Origin of the sequence: Leptospira venezuelensis, from assembly GCF_002150035.1 — a bacterium.
Taxonomy (GTDB): Bacteria; Spirochaetota; Leptospiria; order Leptospirales; family Leptospiraceae; genus Leptospira_B; species Leptospira_B venezuelensis.
The window spans coordinates 327025-344448 of record NZ_NETS01000010.1; the positions used below are offsets into that span (position 1 = coordinate 327025).

At 39.9% G+C, this 17424-nt stretch carries 17 protein-coding genes; 5 read left to right on the top strand and 12 right to left on the bottom strand.

Features of this window, described 5'->3' with window-relative positions; all coding sequences use genetic code 11:
• Positions 1-25: 25 nt before the first annotated feature.
• Positions 26-2056 (bottom strand): methionine--tRNA ligase, encoded by a 2031-nt coding sequence (gene metG / locus B1C82_RS08775; RefSeq protein ID WP_086447228.1) that lies wholly within the window; start codon positions 2054-2056, stop codon positions 26-28.
• Positions 2057-2172: 116 nt separating this feature from the next.
• Between metG and B1C82_RS08780 the strand changes: the two genes are divergently transcribed.
• Genes B1C82_RS08780 through B1C82_RS08790 form a run of 3 tightly spaced genes read left to right on the top strand, consistent with a single transcriptional unit; the run spans position 2173 to position 4839 of the window.
• A complete protein-coding gene (locus B1C82_RS08780) occupies positions 2173-2679 on the top strand; it encodes a tellurite resistance TerB family protein (RefSeq protein WP_086448529.1) in 507 nt (168 codons plus the stop codon).
• Between the two features lie 22 nt (positions 2680-2701).
• Complete coding sequence (locus B1C82_RS08785; protein ID WP_086447229.1) at positions 2702-3640, top strand: hypothetical protein; 939 nt, start codon at positions 2702-2704, stop codon at positions 3638-3640.
• Between the two features lie 8 nt (positions 3641-3648).
• Positions 3649-4839 (top strand): DUF5683 domain-containing protein, encoded by a 1191-nt coding sequence (locus B1C82_RS08790; RefSeq protein WP_086447230.1) that lies wholly within the window; start codon positions 3649-3651, stop codon positions 4837-4839.
• 20 nt (positions 4840-4859) lie between these two features.
• Here B1C82_RS08790 and B1C82_RS08795 read toward each other — a convergent pair whose 3' ends face one another.
• The 4 genes from B1C82_RS08795 to eat form a co-directional block, all read right to left on the bottom strand.
• Positions 4860-5090, bottom strand: coding sequence for a hypothetical protein (locus B1C82_RS08795; RefSeq protein ID WP_086447231.1), 231 nt, complete (start codon positions 5088-5090; stop codon positions 4860-4862).
• 86 nt (positions 5091-5176) lie between these two features.
• Entirely contained in the window at positions 5177-5959 is a 783-nt protein-coding gene (eutC, locus tag B1C82_RS08800) for an ethanolamine ammonia-lyase subunit EutC (protein WP_086447232.1), read from the bottom strand.
• The gene (locus B1C82_RS08805) at positions 5956-7350 is read right to left on the bottom strand and encodes an ethanolamine ammonia-lyase subunit EutB (RefSeq protein ID WP_086447233.1); all 1395 of its coding nucleotides are present in this window, start codon (positions 7348-7350) and stop codon (positions 5956-5958) included. The genes eutC and B1C82_RS08805 overlap by 4 nt, the downstream gene beginning before the upstream one ends.
• A gap of 84 nt (positions 7351-7434) precedes the next feature.
• Positions 7435-8745, bottom strand: coding sequence for an ethanolamine permease (eat, locus tag B1C82_RS08810; protein WP_086447234.1), 1311 nt, complete (start codon positions 8743-8745; stop codon positions 7435-7437).
• Between the two features lie 96 nt (positions 8746-8841).
• Here eat and ilvD point away from each other — a divergent pair, with 96 nt between their 5' ends.
• Together ilvD and B1C82_RS08820 are read left to right on the top strand one after the other, a co-directional pair.
• Positions 8842-10698 carry a dihydroxy-acid dehydratase gene (gene ilvD, locus B1C82_RS08815; protein ID WP_086447235.1) on the top strand — a complete coding sequence of 619 codons (1857 nt, stop codon included), beginning with the start codon at positions 8842-8844 and terminating at the stop codon, positions 10696-10698.
• A 135-nt stretch (positions 10699-10833) separates the two neighbouring features.
• Positions 10834-11445 carry a hypothetical protein gene (locus tag B1C82_RS08820; protein WP_167373754.1) on the top strand — a complete coding sequence of 204 codons (612 nt, stop codon included), beginning with the start codon at positions 10834-10836 and terminating at the stop codon, positions 11443-11445.
• 123 nt (positions 11446-11568) lie between these two features.
• Here B1C82_RS08820 and B1C82_RS08825 read toward each other — a convergent pair whose 3' ends face one another.
• The 7 genes from B1C82_RS08825 to B1C82_RS08855 form a co-directional block, all read right to left on the bottom strand.
• On the bottom strand, positions 11569-13239 hold the full coding sequence (locus B1C82_RS08825; protein ID WP_086448531.1) for an acyl-CoA dehydrogenase family protein: 1671 nt from the start codon (positions 13237-13239) through the stop codon (positions 11569-11571).
• Positions 13240-13422: 183 nt separating this feature from the next.
• Positions 13423-14010, bottom strand: a complete 588-nt coding sequence (locus tag B1C82_RS08830) for a hypothetical protein (RefSeq protein WP_157894119.1) — start codon at positions 14008-14010, stop codon at positions 13423-13425.
• A gap of 78 nt (positions 14011-14088) precedes the next feature.
• Positions 14089-14967 carry an ankyrin repeat domain-containing protein gene (locus B1C82_RS08835; protein ID WP_086447237.1) on the bottom strand — a complete coding sequence of 293 codons (879 nt, stop codon included), beginning with the start codon at positions 14965-14967 and terminating at the stop codon, positions 14089-14091.
• A 78-nt stretch (positions 14968-15045) separates the two neighbouring features.
• A complete protein-coding gene (locus tag B1C82_RS08840) occupies positions 15046-15297 on the bottom strand; it encodes a hypothetical protein (protein ID WP_086447238.1) in 252 nt (83 codons plus the stop codon).
• Between the two features lie 12 nt (positions 15298-15309).
• Positions 15310-16329 (bottom strand): endolytic transglycosylase MltG, encoded by a 1020-nt coding sequence (mltG, locus tag B1C82_RS08845; RefSeq protein ID WP_086447239.1) that lies wholly within the window; start codon positions 16327-16329, stop codon positions 15310-15312.
• A 52-nt stretch (positions 16330-16381) separates the two neighbouring features.
• Entirely contained in the window at positions 16382-16927 is a 546-nt protein-coding gene (locus tag B1C82_RS08850; protein ID WP_086447240.1) for a phosphoribosyl-AMP cyclohydrolase, read from the bottom strand.
• A 90-nt stretch (positions 16928-17017) separates the two neighbouring features.
• Positions 17018-17371 carry a single-stranded DNA-binding protein gene (locus B1C82_RS08855; protein WP_086447241.1) on the bottom strand — a complete coding sequence of 118 codons (354 nt, stop codon included), beginning with the start codon at positions 17369-17371 and terminating at the stop codon, positions 17018-17020.
• Positions 17372-17424: the final 53 nt, after the last annotated feature.

A 17424-nucleotide genomic window follows, 5' to 3' on the forward strand; every position in this document is an offset into this window, starting at 1 on the left:
GTTCCTACTAGCAGTTAGACTGAGTTTATTTCAATTTATCGCCAGGGTTAGCACCTCTATGAGGCACAAAAAGGCTGAGACTCTCGCCTTCTCCCGAAGCCAAAAGCATAGCTTCTGAAACTCCGAACTTCATCTTTCTTGGTTTCAAGTTAGCGACTGCAACAATAGTCAATCCAAGAAGATCCTGAGGCTGATAAGAAGCTTTAATACCTGCAAAAACATTCTTAGTTCCAAGAGGACCCAGATCCAATTTTACTTGGACAAGTTTGTCGGCACCTTCTACAGGACCTGCTTCTATAATTTTGCCAACTCTAAGATCTACTTTAGTTAGATCCTCGATAGAAATTTCTAAAACTCCTTCTGTTTTAGGAGCAGCAGCAATAGTTGCAGGTTGAGCGGATTTAGTTTCCAAAGTGTTTTCTTCTAACATGGTTTGAATCGATTTTTCCTCTACACGTTTGGTGATCATTTCATAAGCAGATACTTTTGTTTTTTCCAGATCGGAAGAAAGATCCGCGAACTCAGGCTTTTTGTTTAAGCCTAAAATTTTATAAACCTTCTCCCCTGATTTAGGAAGCACAGGATATAAATAAATAGAAAGAATTCTCGCAGCGTTTAATGCAACAGTTACGGTTTTACGAGCTGCCTCCGCATCCGATTTGATTTGGATCCAAGGAGCAAGATCGTTCACATACTTGTTCGCAATATCGCCCAAGCGAGAACATTCTTTCATTACTCTGGTGTAATTTCGGGTTTCATACCATTCTCGGATCTTAGATTCCGAACTTCTTAGTTCGTCCAGAACCTTCTTCCCTTCAGTATCCAGAGATCCCAAAGTTCTATCAAGTTTATCTAATATAGAAGTGGCAACCCTGGAAACCAGGTTCACGAAATTACCCACAAAATCAGAATTCACTTTGGCGGAATAATCATCGAAAGAAAGGTCAAGATCATCCATTCCTGGTCCGAGTTTTCCCGCTAAATAAAAGCGAAGATGTTCCGGATCTAAATGTTTGAGATAACCTTCGGCTTTAATAAAGGTATCCCTGGACTTGGACATCTTCTCACCGTTTACAGTGATAAAACCGTGAACATGGACTTGAGTAGGAGAACGATATCCGCCTCCTTCTAAAGTAGCGGGCCAGAATAAAGTATGAAAATATAATATATCTTTTCCGATAAAATGGGAAATCTCAGTCTTCTCATCTTTCCAGAAGGAATCGAATTTGTTACGATCCCCTTTAAAATAATTTAAAGTAGAAGCCATGTAGCCGATAGGAGCATCCAGCCAGACATAAAAATATTTTTCTGTCTCACCTGGGATCTTAAAACCAAAATAAGGTCCGTCACGAGAAATATCCCAATCCTGAAGTCCTGCCTCGAACCATTCTTTCAGTTTTTTGCGAACACCTTCCGCAACATGTGAATCGTTTTCGACCCATTTGGAAAGATATTTCTCGAAATCTCCCAATTTGAAGAAAATATGTTTAGAATTTCGACTAACGGGAGGATTACCACATAAGGAACAATGAGAATCTTTTAGATCTTTAGGGGAATATGTAGCTCCACAATTCTCGCAGCTATCTCCATACTGATCCTGGGTTCCGCAATTCGGACAAGTTCCTTTAATAAAACGATCAGGAAGGAACATCTTATCAGTATCACAATAAGCCTGTTCAATCTCTCTTTCTGCGATATGACCTTTTCCTTTTAAAGAAAGATAAATTTCCTCGGAAAGGATTCGATTTTCTTCCGAGTTAGTGGTATAATAATTATCGTATTCTACTAAAAAGCCGGAGAGATCCCGGTAATGTTCCGTTCTTACACGGTCTATCAATTCTTCTGGGGTGATCCCTTCTTTTCTTGCGGCAAGCATGATGGGAGTGCCGTGCGTATCGTCCGCACAGAAAAAATAACACTCGTTGCCTAAAGATTTTTGATAACGAACATAAATATCAGTCTGGATCGCTTCCAAAACATGGCCTAAATGGATAGGACCATTCGCGTAAGGCAAAGCGGAAGTAACGAGGATCTTTCGTTTTGATTCGGAACTCACATAGTCAAGTTGAGAAAAATTCCCCCAAAATCAACATGGATTTTCATTGCAAAACCGCAGGTTGGGTTAAAATACATCGGAAAAACGGGAACACCCTTAAAGGGAAGGCATTAAAAATGGAAAGGGTTTCATCCTTGGCTAGCAAAGTCCTACCAGGTCATGAGTTTTACGAAAAGTTTCAGAAAAGTCTGGATAGAGAAACTGAGATTTTTCAACTCAAGATGAATTACGCCAAGGTACTAGTCAGTCTTTGGTCTTATTCTTGTCATGCAGACGGAGTCTTTCATAGAAAAGAAGGAAATCTAGTCGGACAGATGGTAAAAGCTATGTTCGATAAAGATTGTATCTTCGATCATCACCAAGATCAAAAAGCTGAGATCATAGAAGAATTATCCGAAGTATTCGAATCTCCTCTACCAGTTAAAATGATCACTGACTTTGCGGAAGGTAATCCTGTCTTAGCAGTAAACTTCTATGAAGATGCTGTATGCATTGTGACCAGCGATGGCAAATTCACAGATAGAGAAAAAGAATTTTTAGAAGATCTGGCGAAGGAGCTGGAAATTTCTTCGATGGATAAGAAAAACATAGATAATAAATATACGGACGGCGACGAAGAGTGAACTTCTAGTCGCTTTCCTTCTCATGCCTTTTCCGATCCTATTACTATTATTCGGCTATATAGGCCTGCAGTTCCTGCTTAGTGGGCCTTTCCTGCAACTTCTAGTAAATATAATATCCTTTAGACTATTCAAGTTTCGTTGGCTAACCCCAGGAATTATACTTCCAGGTCTTTGGGTCTGGGCCAGACATTTTATAGTGTTCTTCCCAGGAGAACTAGGAACAGATATAATACATGCAAAAGGAAGTTTTGTACATTTTAGGATTTCATTCTCTAATCTATTTAAAGGAAAATTAATATTCAGAGGAGTAAACGTACGCTCCTTCCATATGGATTACACAAACAGAGTAGAATCCAGGAAGAAGATAGAATACCTCCCCAAAAGAGGAAGGATCCAATTCAAATTGGAGAAGGTTTCCCATTCCAGCATAGACATAGAAGACAAAACCTTAACTCCAGTATTTAATATACAGATCAGAGACATCAAAATAGAAAACGGAGTCTTGGACGCAGGTTCTCCATTAGAAATTCTTTTTAGAAGCAGAATTGGTTCTTGTAGATTAGGCAGAGAAGGTTTACTCAGAACAGGAACACTCAAAGGTGGAGACAGAGGTTATCTTACATTAAGTGGAATTACTTGGGGGGAACTTGCCGGACTCGAAATTATTCCCCTACCGTTATTCAAAAAGCAAGTCCACCTTACTTTAGAATTTAGACACATTGACGAGCATCATACAGACTTCGAAGGAACCCTATTGCATACCGGCTTAGGAGAAGAAGAAGAATCCGAAACTTATCCTTTCCGTTTCGGAGTAGACTGGAATGAATTTAATCTTCCTTTCGATCTGGCTCTCAGGAAATTGATTATGGAATTATTCCTTCAAACCAAATTAGAAGGTTTGATGGCGAGAACCTTGCAGACGATTGCTAAGGGGATCCGGTTGTTTTTAGGTAAGGATTAGCTCATTTAATGAATATAAAGAACTTATTCATAGTCGTCATAATAGTCCATATTTCAGCTCATTCCAACATACAAGCAGATACTGTTTATTTAAAATCCGAAGAAAAAATAGAAAACGTAAAAGCAAAGATTGGCCCTGAGTATCTAGAGCTAAGTTTAGAGAATGGAAAGACAATATTTTTACCCAAGGGAACCTGGAAGCTACTAAAAGTGCAACAAGTCCAATGGACTAAAAGAGTTCCTAACGTTTTAGAAGAGATCCAAGAGCGAAATCGTGTGGAACAATTATCTGAAAAAGGAAATATATTCACACCCAGAGCAGAAGAAGATAAAATTTCTCCGACATCTAACTTTTTCTTAGGATTGATCCCAGGATACTCAGGACTATATAGAACGGGAAATTATTGGGGAGCAGGAACATTTACAGTTTTAGAGGTAGCTGCTGCCGCAAATTTGATCTCTCTTTCTTCCAGAGAAGGTTTACATGGAGGCGCTTTCCAAGGAAACACTTATGCTACCGGCTCTTCTCAAAATGCGCAAGATACAATATTAGGGGAGGCTATTTTAGGACTTTTACTTTTAACTGATGGAGTTACTTCCAGTATAATGGCTTCGTCTTGGAATGAAGGAACTTATTCGGGAGAACCAATAAGATTCAGCCCAAAAAAGACAAGTTGGTATTCGAGAGCATCTCGCTGTTTAGTATTTCCGGGTTGGGGACAAATCTATGCTGAAGAATCTTATAAAGGAATAACATTTCTTACCCTAGGAGTTTCTTTGCTCGCTGCAGGAATTTACCAGGATGATCAAATCAGAACAGAAAGAAGAGATTATCAGTTGGATAAAAATAGAGTGGAAAGTAGATATATAACGGGAACACTTAATGCCAATTCGTATCCCTATATTCCATTCAGATTAGATGAGCCTCAATTTTTGTATAATATTATGAAAGCAGATCATTCTAAAGAAAATTTGGACGATGCTAAGATAGAAAGAGGAAACATCTGGGGAGCATTAGCTGCACTCTGGGCAGTCAGTTTATTAGATGCTATTTTCTTTTCTGGTGATAACGATAAACTTTCATCCAAAGTTCATTTTAATTTTAGAATAAAACCAAATAGCCAAGTTTATGAGACTCGAGCGATGGGAATATCCGCTTCTAATACTGAATATTTTGCAGAACTAAAATATAATTTTTAAAAAGAAGCTCAGTTAGAAGCTTATCTAACCTTCTGCCCCATTCCTTCTACGATCCCGTTCAATTTAATCAAACCAGAGATCATATCTTTCATAGCGGAACGGAATGCTTTCTTCTGTTCTTCATCCACTCTTTGGGAAGCTACATCTGCTTTCATGGATTCCAAAGTATCACTAACCAAAGCAAGAATACCGTAGATTGGCTCGTCTTTGTTGGTAGAATTAATGATGAATTCAATATTATTCTTATACATCTTTTCCCTTTTCGCCTATCGAGAAGGATATAAATCCTCCAAGACTTAGTTCATTGCATAAAATCTATTCCTTTGAGGATAAGGATTCAAGCCGAATTTGTAATATTCGAAAGATTTATCGAATTTTCTAAAAAGTCCGGAGTCATTTCATCTTTTAGATCCACGCCAGAAATACCCCGTTTGAGAGATTCAGAAAGTAAATAAGCGGTTTTTAAGGATGCCTTATGGAAATCTAAGCCATCTGGACGTATATTCGAGATACAATTTCGGCTCTCATCTGTTTTGCCTAACTTAGGATCAAAGGTAAGATACATCCCTAAACTATCTGCAGATGTAAGTCCTGGCCGCTCTCCTATGAGCAATACAACTGCCTTTGCTCCTAAAATTTCGCCCACCTCATCTCCGATTGCAACCCTTCCTAACTTTCCTAAAACGAAAGGTGCAATCTTATATTTTTGTTCGGATAAGATAGGAACCAAAACTTTTAAGAATGGTACCAAATTAGAATCGATCGCCTTTGCAGAAAGTCCGTCTACTCCGATTAATACAAGATCATACTTTCCTTTTTTAGATTCCAATCTAGACCGAGAAGGTTCCGAGATCCGACGGCCCAAATCTGGTCTCAGTAAATATTCTTCTCTGCTTTTTGCCAAACTTTCTACTCCAACAATTTCTATCCCTAATCGTTGGAAAATTTTTTCGAGTCCGGTATTAAGCGTATCAAAATCAGGCTCTACTAAGACTGCATCTCTTGCTCTTGCATGGTCTAATCTAAATTTTAATAATTCTGAAGTGGGGATGGAGCCTCCAGATCTTCCAATACCTATCCTGGCAGAAGTTAAACTTTTCCAAAACTCTTTTGGATTCATCTGGCCTTTTCCTCTAAAATTTCTTCGAGTAAAGCTCTGTTCTGATTTTCTTTAGGTAGAAATTGTTTTGTAGATTCGAATAATCCTCTTTCCAAAAGCCAGCTCTCGAATTCGGGCGCGGGTCTTAGTCCAAAAATTTGACGCAGATATAATGCATCATGGAAAGATGTACTTTGGTAGGACAGCATCACATCATCTGCACCAGGAACTCCCATTATATAATTACATCCTGCAGCTCCAAGCAATGTAAGCAATGTATCCATATCATCCTGATCTGCATCCGCATGATTTGTATAACATACATCAACGCCCATAGGAAGACCCAAAAGTTTTCCACAAAAATGATCTTCCAATCCCGCTCTCAATATTTGTTTTCCATTATATAGATATTCGGGTCCAATAAAACCAACCACTGTATTCACAAGTAGCGGATCGAATTTTTTTGCCACTGCATAAGCTCTTGCTTCCAAAGTTTGTTGATCCACTCCGTAATGAGCTCCTGCAGACAATCCACTGCCTTGCCCCGTTTCGAAATACATTACATTATTTCCGACAGTTCCCCTTTTTAACTCCAAAGCCATCTGTCTGGATTCTTCTAAAATACTTAAGTTCACACCGAAACTTTTATTCAAAGCCTCACTCCCACCGATGGATTGAAATACTAAATCTAGTGGAGCACCTTCTTCCATTGCTTTCATAGAAGTTGTTACATGGCAAAGTATACAAGATTGAGTGGGAATAGAATATTTTTGGATGATAGAATCCAACATCTGAAGAAGTGCAATTACTGTAGGAACATTATCCGTCGCGGGATTAATCCCTATTACTGCATCCCCACTTCCCAATAGAAGTCCATCCAATATACTGGCCGCAATTCCTTTAGGGTCATCTGTAGGATGATTTGGCTGCAAGCGTGCAGACAATCGACCCGGAAGTCCGATCGTGTTCCGGAACTTGGTCACCACAGGAGATTTTTTAGAAACCAAGATTAGATCCTGGTTGGACATTAATTTAGAAACAGCAGCAGCCATTTCAGGAGTAAGCCCGTCCCGTATCTCTGAGATCAGTTCCGAGTCGGTATCTTCCCTTAAAAGAAAGTCGCGAAATTCTCCTACGGTGAAGGAGGAAATTTTAGAAAATGCAGACCTGTTATGAGAATCGAAAATCAATCGAGTGACCTCGTCTTTTTCTCCGGGGATCAATTCTATATTCAAAAATTCTGATAGATGTAGATCTGCCAAAGCCATTTGGGCAGCCACTCTTTCTTCCTGAGTAGAAGCAGCAATCCCAGCTAACTGATCTCCAGAGCGAAGCGGACTCGCCTTTGCCATCAAAGTTTTTAAGTCAGGAAATACATAGGACTTCCTACCAAGAACGGTTTTATAACCCATATTGATTCCCTATAAATCTCATTCAGGATCTTTGATCCGACTAACTCTAATTCCGAAAAATGCCAAATCAAGAAAATTGCCTTTCTATTTTGCAAAAATAGAAGTCCTGGCCCAGACCAATCCGCTTCCTAGGATCAAAACGAATATCCCGAATAAAATTGGATGTTGCCAAGCGCAAACTCCTAAAACGATTGCAGATAGTACAAGAGCGATGGACGGCAGAATTCTCCCACCTGGAACCAAAAACGGCCTTTCTCGATCTGGCTGTTTTTTTCGAAGCACGAAAAAACTGATCATAGAACAAAAGTATAAAAGCAAAGCTCCGAATGCGGATAATGTGATCAGCTCTGACGTTTTTCCTGTGCATAATGCTGCAATCCCGAATGCGGTATTTGCAATCAATGCATTAGCAGGAGTTTTAAACTTTGGATGGATCTTGCCGAAAAATTTAGGAAGAAAGTTCGCTCTTCCAAATTCAAAACTGGCTCTTCCCCCTGCTAAAATAATTCCATGAAAAGAAGCGATCAGCCCGAATAATCCTATGGTGATCAAAAGATGGAATGCCCAGCCGCTTTCTCCATATAATTTTCGTAATGCAAGAGGCAAAGGATAATCAGAAGCAGAGGCACCAGGTTCCGGATACACGATCATCTCCCATCCGCCTACTCCAATGGAGGAAAAAAATACGAGCACACAAAGTAAGACTAAGGTAGCTAATGCAGATCCGAATCCAATCAGTATATTCTTTTGGGGATCTTTAGTTTCTTCTGCGACATTTGCAACTCCTTCTATCGCCAGAAAAAACCAAACAGCAAATGGTAAGGAAGATAGGGCGCCGGTCCAACCATTAGGCAATGGATTAGAGGAAAACTTCTCCCAAGAAAAACTAGGAAGCGTAAGTCCTGAAAACAAAAGTAATTCAAAAACTGCTAATATAGTAATTCCGAACTCGAATGAAGCTGCAAATTTTACTCCCAATATATTCAAACTTGTAAAGAGCAAGTAGGCAACTATTGCGATCCAAATCGGATCAACTCCTGGCAAGAACAGGGAGAAGTAGGCTCCAATTGCTGCGGCAATTGCAGGAGGTGCAAATAAAAATTCTATTAACTGAGCTGTGCCAACGATGTATGCCCAGGCATTTCCAAGAGCTTCTCTACCATAGTCGAACGCTCCTCCCGCTTTGGGGATCATACATGCGAGTTCCGTATAGCTAAAAGAAAAACAAACATATAGCAGAATGATCAGTAAGGTGGCAATTCCCAAACCCAAGGTTCCACCCACTGGTAGACCCAGGTTCCAACCGAAATACATGCCTGAAATTACGTATCCGACTCCTAAACCCCAGAGTAACCAAGGTCCCAGGGTTCGACTGAATTCTTCTTTTGATTCCATCTCTGGACTTAAATAGCAAAAAGTGTACCCATTCCAAGTTCGTTTCTTCTCTAGGAAAAAACTCGACGTCTAAACTTATACCAGGGAGCATTCAATATGCCTCAGTTAAGATCTCGTACTTCCACCCACGGACGCAATATGGCCGGAGCCAGAGCACTCTGGAGAGCCACCGGTATGAAAGAAGGTGATTTCGGAAAACCGATCATCGCAATTGCAAACTCATTTACTCAGTTCGTTCCTGGACATGTTCATTTAAAAGACCTAGGACAAATGGTCGCAAGAGAAGTGGAGAAGGCAGGGGCCGTCGCAAAAGAATTTAATACAATCGCAGTGGATGACGGTATCGCCATGGGGCATGGCGGAATGTTATATTCTTTGCCAAGTCGCGACCTGATCGCCGACTCAGTTGAATACATGGTCAACGCTCATACTGCGGATGCACTTATTTGTATATCTAATTGTGATAAGATTACACCAGGCATGCTCATGGCAGCGTTGCGTTTAAACATTCCAACCGTTTTCGTGTCCGGCGGACCAATGGAAGCAGGAAAAGTAAATTGGAATGGAGACATTCGTAAATTGGATTTAGTGGACGCAATGGTAGAAGCAGCTAACCAAAATGTTTCCGACGAACTTGTAGAGCAAATAGAACGTTCTGCTTGTCCAACCTGCGGATCTTGTTCCGGAATGTTCACTGCAAACTCAATGAACTGTCTTACAGAAGCATTAGGACTTTCTCTTCCTGGAAACGGATCCACGTTAGCTACACATGCAGACAGAAAACAGCTATTCTTAACCGCAGGAAGATTGATCGTAGATCTTGCAAAAAGGTATTATGAACAAGATGATGAATCTGTTCTTCCTAGAAACATTGCAACTCACGAAGCGTTTCAAAATGCAATGGCATTAGATGTTGCGATGGGAGGATCCACGAATACAGTTCTGCATATTCTCGCAGCTGCACACGAAGCTGGGATTAATTTTAAAATGCATGATATTGATCTAATTTCGAGAAGGGTTCCTTGTGTTTGCAAGGTTGCCCCTGCTACTCAAAAATATCATATGGAAGATGTTCATAGAGCCGGTGGAGTTATCGGTATTCTTTCAGAATTGGATCGAGCAGGTCTTATTCATAGAGATGTGCCTACTGTTCATTCTGCTACCTTAGGAAAAGCATTGGAAGAATGGGATATCGTTCGTCAGAATGCAAACTCAAAAGCATATGCATTATTCTCAGCAGCACCTGGTGGAGTTCCAACAACAGAAGCATTCTCCCAAGACAAACGTTGGCCTGAACTAGATTTAGATAGAGCAAACGGATGTATCCGAGATGTAGAACATGCATACTCCCAAGATGGAGGACTTGCAGTTCTTTATGGAAACATTGCTCCAGAAGGTTGTATTGTTAAAACAGCTGGTGTAGACGAGTCTATTTGGAAATTCAAAGGCAAAGCAAGAGTCATGGAAAGCCAAGAAGAAGCTGTGGCCAAAATCCTTGGCAACGAAGTTGTAGAAGGTGACGTAGTTGTGATCCGCTATGAAGGTCCAAAAGGTGGCCCAGGAATGCAGGAAATGTTATACCCTACTTCTTATTTGAAATCTAAAGGTTTAGGAAAAGCATGCGCACTTCTAACTGATGGAAGATTTTCCGGAGGAACTTCCGGGCTTTCGATTGGCCACGTTTCTCCAGAAGCAGCAGCAGGCGGGATTATCGGTCTTGTAGAAGAAGGTGATATCATAGAGATAGATATCCCTGACAGATCCATTCATTTAAGAGTGAGCGACGCAGAACTTTCAGATCGTAGAGATAAAATGAACGATAGAGGAAAGGACGCTTGGAAACCTAAGTCCAGAAAAAGAACAGTTTCCACTGCTCTTAGAGCTTACGCTGCAATGACAACATCCGCACATACCGGGGCTGTTAGAGACGTCAGCCAAGTAGAACATCAATAAATTCTTGGTCTCATTAAAACCTATCAGGTTTTAATGAGACAGAACTATTCCCTTAGTAAGGGACTTAAAAAAATAAAAAACTGACGTCTTATAAAAAGACTGGAAACCGATTTTAAAAGAGAGTATCCTCTACTTATGTCGAAAATTGCCCTTACACTTCCTTCTGTACAAACTCCCTCCGAACTGATGGATTTCCTGAAAAAGGAATCAGAGAACCCAAACTTCGATCTTTGGTTGGATCAATTGTCCGAAAGAGCAAGGTCTGGGGACAAGCTGGTTTGGAGCTTTTTATACCAAGCAATCAGAGAGGCTGATTCGGGCAGATTATCCTGGGGATTTCATAAAAGACTTCTTTCCGGGATCTTTCATATGCTTTCTCGGATTGGAGATTCTCAATCATATAGATTATTTATCAATTACGTAAAGTCCTTGGACAGGACTATTCCGACAGGCGCTCTGGAACTCATAGGAGATCTAATCCCTACATTCAAAGAAATTGATATTGATGAGATTATTTCCATTTCTTCTCTAAACGATCCATTCAAATCAGCCTTTGGAATCTATGCATTAGCGCAAATCGTTTTGGAAGATAGGATCCCTGAAGAAAAAATAGAACAAGTAAAATCATTCTTAAGAGATTATCATAATCCAAGCTATTATTTGGATCATCTAGTCGAAAGAACTCTTGAGTTCTTAGAAAGGGATAATTCTGATATTCTGGCTTTCGTAGAACAGCTCGCTAGCTAAACTACTCAAAAAAGTTTGTTCGATATCGCTATGACGGGCCGCGGACAAGAAGAAGTTCCGCTCATAAAAAAAAGGAAGTCTTTCGACTTCCTTTTTTTTATTCTTCAGATTTTGAGAAGAAACTTAAGCTGAGTATTGGTCCATTAGAGATTTCGCAATTACTCTAAGTGCCATTACTTCTTCCGCACCTTCGAAGATGGAGAATACTCGAGCATCTACGAAGTAACGAGAAACCGCATACTCTTCCGCGTAACCCATTCCACCGTGAATCTGCATAGCTTCTCTTGTTACCCATTCAGCAACTTTAGAAGCATAGAATTTGATCAAAGTTGCTTCCATTTGGCCTTGGTGGTTATCCAAAAGTTTTGCTACAGTATTAGTAAACTGGCGGGAAGCCTGAACGATCATCGCCATACGAGCGATCTTATACTTAGTTAGGTTATAATCGAAGATAGGTTTTTGGAAAACTTGTCTCTCTTGAGCGTAACGAAGACCTGCCTCTAAAGCCGCTTGCATTACTCCGTTTGCACGAGCTGCAGTTTGGATCCTTCCACCTGCGAAACCTTCCATTTGGAAATAGAATCCTTTGCCTCTTCCAGCCTCTCCACCGATCAGGTTTTCTTCAGGGACGAAATAGTCCTCGAAAGAAACTTCGAAAGAGTGCATACCGCGATATCCGATGGTTCCGATCGCTTTACCGGAAATTCTACCACCGCCGTCTTGTTTATAGTCGAACTCATGACCTGTGAAGCTTGGTTTCTCCGCAAGTACGATGGAAAGACCTTTGTGTTTCAACTCAGGATCACTTTCTGTTCTTACAAGTATAAGAAGAAGGTTTGCATATCCTGCAAAAGTACACCAAGTTTTTACACCGTTAATAGACCAGCCTCCGTCCACTTTTTTAGCGGTTACGGAAACTCCGGCAACGTCTGAACCGTAATTAGGCTCAGTTACCATGATGCCGCCCATCTTCTCTCCGGAAGCGATCAGTGGAAGCCACTTCTCTTTTTGAGCGACTGTTCCACCTTTTAATAAAGCTTTAGAAAGGATTTCTGGACGAGTGATCAACGATCCTGCGATCCCTAAAGATCCTCTGGAAAGTTCTTCTGTTACGACAAGCATCGAGATATTGTCCGGCTTATCGTTCGGTTGTAATCCACCGTAAGTTTCAGGAATACAAAGACCGAAACATCCCATGTCTCTTAAACCTTGGATGATTTCTTCAGGAACGATATCATCATGGCGGTGAACATGTTCAGCTTTAGGAGCTACCACTTCTTCCGCGAACTGTTTGAATGTTTGGCGGAACATTTCGTGGTCTTCACTTAGACCATAAGCTCCGAAACTTCCTGAAGAAGCGATCAGGTCAGCGATATGATTATAATTTTCAATCGCACTGGATTCTTCTAAAAACTTGTTAGTTGCGTCATCGAATAATTTCGAAACTAGTTCTTGGGTAGAGATACCGTATTCGGAAGCTCTGGAACTGAATTCACTACGGATATGAGAAACAGCTTCTGCAGCGAAAACCTGAGCCATCAATTTTTCAAGCTCGCCTGTTCCAAGAGAATCGTTCCAAGCATAATCAATAAAGTTTTCTGCGATCTTTTGTTCGGAGGTCAACCAAGCGATTTGGTATTGTACGAATTGGTTTTGGTCCATTTTGGAAACGGAAACTTTTCCATTGGAACTACATTTAGCCGCTAAGGCCTTGGTTACTTGTTCGATTATCGCTGAAGACTTGCTTAAAGCCTGTTTTGCCGCCGAAGAGTCCGTCGGAGCTTTCGTTGCCATCATTTGTGCCTACCGATATTGGGAAATATTACTCAAAATACTATAACCTGGGGCCGTTTCGGCCTGTCATTTAAGTTTTTGAACCCAAGTCTCGGGAAGAAATGAGACAGAATCAGGGAAGAAGGCAATGGAAAACTAAAATATTCTTCCATCCGCCTTTTCCTTTTTTACGTTTAAATCGATTTATTTCTTAGCGTTTCTCTTCTTAATATTTTCTTCTCTAATTTTTTTGAAAATTTTCGAAAGTTCTTCAGATTTTGCAATATTAGCACTTAAACTCGGATATTTTGCAGAAATTTCTTTTTTACATTCTTCGAAACCATTATCGGATGTGGATAATTTTCCATTTGTGTAAGAAAGAGTTCCCCCAAAGATCGGATTTTTAGAACCGCCTGTCATAAGATTGAATATTGTCTCACCTTGAAGTTTTACTGAGAAATTTCCATTTGAAGCATTAATATCCGCTGAATTAAGTGCGTAAATAACATCATCACCGGCAACCAGATAACACGCAGATATAACCCCCGGCTTTTCTGCAGAACCTGCTCCCAATTCGATCGTATGACCACTAATCTGACTATGTGTAAGATCGAAATTATTCAAGGTCACGCTATTGATACTCGCAGGAGTCACATCGAAATTAGCTTTAAAGAAATACAATGTTTTGCCCTGAGGAACTTGCTCATTAATATTCTTAGCTGGATCAACAACTGCAAAACTCGAACATCCTACCGTAATCAACAGTAGAATACAAAATTTCAATTTATTCATAAAACCTCTTAAACCTAAATTACGAAAACCATAATGTATTTCGGCATTTTCATGCAATTAAAGAATATTTCTTAATCTTTATTTTTTATTACGAAAAGAGATCATTTTTATGATCTGCCATTCATGAAAATTCTGCTGGGTTCCACTAACGTTATACTCCACCGCGTGATGTGATATCCCGTCCACACTATCGTAGGTCAAAAAACCAAATTGAGTAGGATCTCGATCAAGACCTTCGATGATATTCAATGGGAACTTGGTCGTAGAGTTATCAATCAAATGAAAAGTTCCGGATAACTTTATCTTTTCGATCCTCTTTTGGGCTTCAGCAGAGATATCTAAACTTTTAGCTCCTTTGGCAATTAACTTATCCTTTAAAACTTTTGCTCTTTGATCAGTTTTGGATAATTCATTTAGAAATTTTAAAAATAAATTTTCGCCATCTATTAAATATAAATTTACCTTTGCTCCCTTGTTTAAGTAAAATTCAGCTAAACCATAGTCACCAGAAAGGATCGCAGAAAATAATGGAGAAATTGGAAGTCCGTAACTCAAATCTTCATCTTGAGAGTTTTTAGACGCTATATAATAAGCGACCTGATTTATGTTCGCTCCGGCTTTTAATAATATATCCGCAATTTCTTTTCCATTCGCACCAATTAAAGGTGTTCTATCTCCCACTTTTTTAATCACGCCTGAATCATTGGACATGATACATTCTGAAGATCTTGAATTTGGATTTGCTCCTTTTTGCAGGAGAAGTTGAACAAGTTCCTTGTTTCCAGCTTTTGCAGCGTGATATAATGGAGTTCCGCAGTTATTGGACTCCAAATTCTCGCCCCTATTAATTCGCTCGATTACCTTATCAGTTTTACCGTCTACAGTATCAGTAACGATAGTGGCAGTGGCGCATGCAACGTTAGCCGTTAGCAACAACACTAAAAATATATTTTTCATAGCGAAAAATTGAATGTTATGAGTTAAATGTAAAGTTCTAAAAAAGCAGGGAAATTATTAGAGACGCATTTAATTCTACTATTGATTACGAACCAAAGAGGATCTAATCTTTAATAAATTATTCCTGATCCTTCTCTTTTGGTCATCAGTCAGAAGGATCTCTTTTTTTTCTGCCCGATCCAAAACCAAACTCGCCTTTTCTACGAACTCAATTGCAGCATCACTCGCAGATTCTCTTTTCTGCTGCTTTTCCTTAAAAAGATCCAGAGCTTTCTGGACCTCTTTTAATTGTTCTGTTACCGAAACGATTTCTTCTACGGGGGAACTCATGATTGCACTCCTCTATTCGTAAAGAACGTCGATATACTTTTTCTTAGCTTCGGCATGTTCTTTAAAACTTTTAGAGAAGTAATGAAATCCGTCCGGTTTTAATAAGAAGAATAAATACTCAGTCTTAGTAGGCATAAGTGCCGCTTCTAAAGAAGGTTGTCCTGGATTAGAAATCGGACCAGGCGGATATCCTTTATTCATATATGTATTATAGGGAGAAACTATCTTCAGATCTTTTTCAAAAATACGCGGATGAGGTTTATCAAAAAGATACTGTATCGTAGCACAAGACTCCAAAGGTATATCTTGCTTTAAGCGATTCAAGAATACACCGGCCATCAAAGGTCTTTCTTCATTTTTTTTGGCTTCTCTTTCTACTACAGAAGCAAGCACAACGATCTCATGCAATTTTTTAGGGTCTAATTCCTTTGCACCCGGAACCTTCTCCAATCTAACATAAAATCTTTTGATCATCATTCTTGCGATCTTATCCACTGGAAAGTTCACCGGAACACTGTAGGTCTCCGGGAACAGATAACCTTCTGCATTATTTGCAGGGATCTTGAACTCTCTTAATAATTCTGTTCCGGAAGCCGCATTCAAAAATTCGGCTCTGGTCTTAATTAAGTTTTTCTTAACTAATAAGTCACCGATCTGCCGATTATTATACCCTTCCGGAACTGTAAAAGTGACTAGTTTTACTTTTCCTTCGGTGATCACTTGTAGGATCTTACGTGAATCCATCCCGTCATTGATCTCATAAAGACCTGCTTTAATCTTTCCTGCAGACCTGGTTGCCTTAATTAGAAAAAGAAAATATTTAGAAGATTTTAATAATCCGTTCTTGGAAAGATTTTCAGTAACTTCGGAAGGAGAATCGCCTGGCTCTACGATGATGTCCACTTTTACTTGGCCAGCACCTACTGCTCCTCCTTTGATATCATCCACAACAAAGAAGGCTATAATTCCCAAAAGGACAAGTATGCCTAATAAAACAATGGATCTTCTCACAAATGTATTTTTAAAAATCATAACCGCATCTGCCTCGTATTTCTATCGGCGAAAATTCCTTTTTACGGAACCTCTACTTCCCTAAAAAAGGAATCTCCGGGACTAAGTTTTTATTCCCAGCTCTATCTTGCTCTCTGAAAAAACAGGAGTAATACCCTTCGTGACAGGCTGCACCTTCCTGTTCCACTTCGTACACAACAAAACTTCCATCTTGAGGGGCTAAGATCCTTCTCAGTTTTTGGATATGTCCGGAAGTATCTCCCTTTCTCCAAAGCTGGTTCCTAGATCTGCTGAAATAAATTCCAAGGGATTCCTTAAGACTGAGTCCTAGACTTTCGGGATTGGAGAATGCCTGCATCAAAAAGAGGCCTTTCTCATCTTTAGTAATTACTGGTATCAGGCCGTCTGAAAATTTTAGCCCGTTAATATTGGTGATCTCTACCAATTCCTTTTCCGCAAAATCAGGATGAGAAATTAGGATTGTATCTTCGTCGCAGTCTATAAAAGTTTTGACGTTAGTCGGAAGATCCTGGCGAAGATATTCCCATTCTTCTTGGGTCATTCTTCTTAATTCCGAAATTTTTCCGGGTTGCCCCCCGGCCCAAATAATAGTAAGCATTCTTTTCCTACATAAACCAAGGACCGACCCAAACCGTCAAGAAAGGTGAGACCTTGGAAATCCTCTCAAGGCCTCGACCCATTGAGGATATTACGCCGCTTCTTTTTCTTTTCTATCTCCGAAGCTGTCGAATCGGACCTCGTCTGCTATTACTTTGACCTTAGAACGGGACTGGCCTTCTTGATTTTTCCATCTATCCTGCTTTAAATGTCCGACTACTGTTACCTTTTTTCCTTTTTTAAGATACTCAGAACAATTTTCAGCGAGCCTTTCCCAAACTTCCACGTCGACATACGAGACCTCGGACTCTTCTCCTTCTGTTCTTTTATAATTATGGTTCACTGCCACTGTAAAATTTGTGACAGACTTTCCAGCCTGAGTCTTCTTTAAGTCCGGGTCCGCAGTTAGGTAACCATCCAGAACTGTAAGTGATAGATTTTTCATAAACATTCTCCTCCTGGGGGAATATAGGAGCTACGTGTAGTAGAATGTTTACT